This window comes from Vibrio sp. Sgm 5 (assembly GCF_026241575.1).
In the GTDB taxonomy this organism is placed as follows: Bacteria; Pseudomonadota; Gammaproteobacteria; order Enterobacterales; family Vibrionaceae; genus Vibrio; species Vibrio jasicida.
The window spans coordinates 1-3,404 of record NZ_JAPHPY010000110.1 but is presented as its reverse complement, the minus strand read 5'-3'; the positions used below and the strand labels follow the sequence as shown (position 1 = coordinate 3,404).

The 3,404-nt window shown below is 44.9% G+C and carries 2 protein-coding genes and 1 pseudogene; 2 read left to right on the top strand and 1 reads right to left on the bottom strand.

Going from position 1 to position 3,404, the window contains the following annotated elements; genetic code table 11:
* Nucleotides 1-249, top strand: a pseudogene (locus OQJ86_RS26090) (hypothetical protein); the annotation flags it as partial.
* Between the two features lie 111 nt (nucleotides 250-360).
* Here OQJ86_RS26090 and ilvC read toward each other — a convergent pair.
* Nucleotides 361-1,845 carry a ketol-acid reductoisomerase gene (ilvC, locus tag OQJ86_RS26085; RefSeq protein ID WP_265992171.1) on the bottom strand — a complete coding sequence of 495 codons (1,485 nt, stop codon included), beginning with the start codon at nucleotides 1,843-1,845 and terminating at the stop codon, nucleotides 361-363.
* A gap of 142 nt (nucleotides 1,846-1,987) precedes the next feature.
* On the opposite strand from ilvC, the gene ilvY reads away from it, so the two are divergent.
* Entirely contained in the window at nucleotides 1,988-2,878 is an 891-nt protein-coding gene (gene ilvY / locus OQJ86_RS26080; RefSeq protein WP_038873954.1) for an HTH-type transcriptional activator IlvY, read from the top strand.
* Nucleotides 2,879-3,404 lie beyond the last annotated feature (526 nt).

Below are 3,404 nucleotides of genomic sequence, written 5' to 3'. Positions count from 1 at the left end.
AAGCGAGAAGCGAGAAGCGAGAAGCGAGAAGCGAGAAGCGAGAAGCGAGAAGCGAGAAAATTCTTAAGGGTTGGCGTGTGCACGTCAACCCTTTTTGTTTTCGGTATTCGCTTCAATGTTGTCTTCTTAACGACAAATTCAGTCAACACTTACGATACCTCTACTTCTTTCAATTCTATCCCAACGAACACTTCCGATTTTAACAGCGAAGCTATCCCACCGTTCGAAGGAAACAGTCCGTCTTCATAAAAACAAAAAGGCTTGGTCAACGGCGACCAAGCCTTTTAATTAGATGTTGTGTTGTATGTTGTATTTATTGACCCCAGTCTATCCGGAGTTCTTTACTGACTTAGATAGAAATCAGCCGCCTACTGCGATGTTCTTCATATCCGTCATGTAACCACGTAGCTCTTCACCGATGTACTCTACTGGGTGGTTACGAATCGCTTCGTTTACTGCGATTAGCGTAGCGTTATCGACTTGGTTAGACGACTCGCCTAGACCTTTACCGATTACGTCTGTGCTTACTGATGGCATGAACTTCTCACGTAGTAGCGGTGTTGCTACGTTAGCAAATAGGTAGTTACCGTACTCTGCTGTATCTGAAATTACCACGTTCATTTCGTATAGGCGCTTACGTGCAACTGTGTTTGCTATTAGCGGTAGCTCGTGCAGTGACTCGTAGTATGCAGACTCATCGATGATGCCTGATGCTGTCATTGCTTCGAATGCTAGCTCAACACCAGCACGAACCATAGCTACCAGTAGAATGCCGTTGTCGAAGTACTCTTGTTCAGAGATTTCGATGTCGCCTGCAGGGTAGTTTTCGAAAGCGGTTTCACCCGTCTCTTCACGCCAGCCTAGTAGGTTTGCATCGTCGTTTGCCCAGTCAGCCATCATAGTGCTGGAGAATTCACCTGTGATGATGTCATCCATGTGCTTGTTGTATAGTGGACGCATTAGCTCTTTTAGCTCTTCAGAAAGCTCAAATGCTTTTACTTTTGCTGGGTTTGATAGACGGTCCATCATGTGAGTGATACCACCAAACTTAAGAGCTTCAGTGATTGTCTCCCAACCGTGTTGTAGAAGTTTACCTGCGTAACTTGGGTCGATACCGTCAGCAATCATCTTCTCGTAAGACACGATAGAACCGGCTTGTAGCATGCCACATAGGATAGTTTGCTCACCCATTAGGTCAGATTTAACTTCCGCTACGAATGAAGACTCTAGACAACCTGCGCGGTGGCCACCTGTACCAGCAGCCCATGCTTTCGCAATGTCCCAGCCTTCGCCTTTAGGGTCATTTTCTGGGTGAACAGCGATTAGTGTAGGGACACCGAAGCCACGCTTGTACTCTTCACGTACTTCTGTACCTGGACACTTAGGCGCAACCATTACAACCGTTAGGTCTTTACGGATTTGCATGCCTTCTTCAACTACGTTGAAACCGTGTGAGTAGCCTAGTGCTGCGCCTTCTTTCATGAGAGGCATTACCGTTTCAACAACGTTAGTGTGCTGCTTGTCTGGCGTTAGGTTGATTACTAGGTCAGCTTGTGGAATTAGCTTTTCGTAACTGTCTACTTCAAAGCCGTTATCTTTTGCGTTTTTGAACGATTGACGTTGCTCGTCGATCGCAGCTTGGCGTAGAGCGTAAGCAACGTCTAAACCAGAATCACGCATATTTAGACCTTGGTTAAGGCCTTGAGCACCACAACCTACGATGACCACTTTCTTACCTTTTAGGTAATCTGCTTCTGATGCGAATTCTTCGCGGTCCATAAAGCGACAACGACCAAGTTGATCCAATTGCTCACGCAAGTTTAGGGTATTGAAATAGTTAACCATCTGGGTGCTCCTTAACATTCTTCCATAGAGGTCGGTATTTGTGTTACCGAATGAGTTCATACTAAAACAGACATTCTGTTGCTGAAAGTGATATATTCACAATTACTTATTGCAATAAATGCAACATGGACGTAAAGATTTAATGAACATCAAAAGCCTACAACTATTCATTCATCTATGTGATAGTAAAAGCTTCGCTAAGACAGCGGCAGCAATGCATATCAGCCCTTCCGCACTGAGTCGGCAGATCCAAAAATTAGAAGAAGAAACGCATCAACAGCTGTTCTTGCGTGATAATCGAAGTGTCGAATTGACGGTTCAAGGAAAGAAGTTATTGCCTGTTGCACTAAAGATCTTGGGGGAATGGCAGCAATACCAAAGCTACGTCAAAGGAACGGAAGATGAGCTAAAGGGGGAGATACGTTTATTTTGCTCGGTAACTGCAAGTTACAGTCACCTCCCGGAGCTTATTTCCGATTTCCGCATACAACACCCATTTATTGAATTCAAACTCTCTACTGGCGATCCAGCCCAAGCTATCGATAAGATAATGGCGGATGAGGCTGATATCGCGATCTCGGCAAAGCCAGACCAACTACCCGCTAAAGTGGCTTTTGAACCAATCAGCGAGATACCTCTATCGGTTATTGCTCCGGTTGGAATCAGCAGCTTCGCAGAAGAACTACAAAAAGAAACCCCGGATTGGTCAACGATCCCTTTTATTCTCCCAGAAGCAGGCACAGCAAGAGAAAGAGCGAATGTTTGGTTTAAGCAAATGAAGATCAAACCAAACATCTACGCACAAGTAGCAGGGCATGAGGCCATTGTCAGTATGGTGGCTTTAGGTTGTGGCGTAGGTATCGCACCGGATGTGGTAATCAACAATAGCCCTGTCAGAGAGAAGATAAATCGACTGAAAGTTCTGCCTATCAAACCATTCGAACTCGGTGTTTGCTGTATTAAAAGCCAGCTAGAAAACCCGTTAGTTAAAGCCCTATGGGAAGTCGCAGAAAGTAAGTATATATCCCTTTAGAGATATCTATACAAATTGGAATCCGAAGCCCGTTACGCAAGCAACGGGCTTTTTATTTACAGTAAACCTCGAATGCAAAATATGTAACAGTACTTAGAGGTAGCTGACATCACGACTCACATAACAAAGGTATTGCTAGCAAAGTGATGAGAATAAGTAAGTACTTACCCTTAGTTACTTTTAAGATTTAGAAAATGGACACTGACAAGAGAGATAAGATCTTTACCTAACACAACGAGTTCTACAGCAAACACAGAGATCTGAGGATATCAGAAACGACAAAACCTATTCCGAAGGCTGGGTTTCCAAATAAGTAGCGGAACCGTGGGGACGCCTAGTCCGAGCTTACGTTCAATTGGACTTACACACAAGCGAGACTCATGCACCGATAGGTGAATTGAGTTGTTAGATACGAAAAAGCCCCAGCATTTCTGCTGGGGCTTTTGTCTGAATAAGTGGCGGAGCGGACGGGACTCGAACCCGCGACCCCCGGCGTGACAGGCCGGTATTCTAACCAACTGAACTA

What these genes read in the sequence shown, in the direction of transcription:
- ilvC (WP_265992171.1), bottom strand. Translation starts at nt 1,845, where the DNA reads ATGGTTAACTATTTCAATACCCTAAACTTGCGTGAGCAATTGGATCAA.
- ilvY (WP_038873954.1), top strand. Translation starts at nt 1,988, where the DNA reads ATGAACATCAAAAGCCTACAACTATTCATTCATCTATGTGATAGTAAA.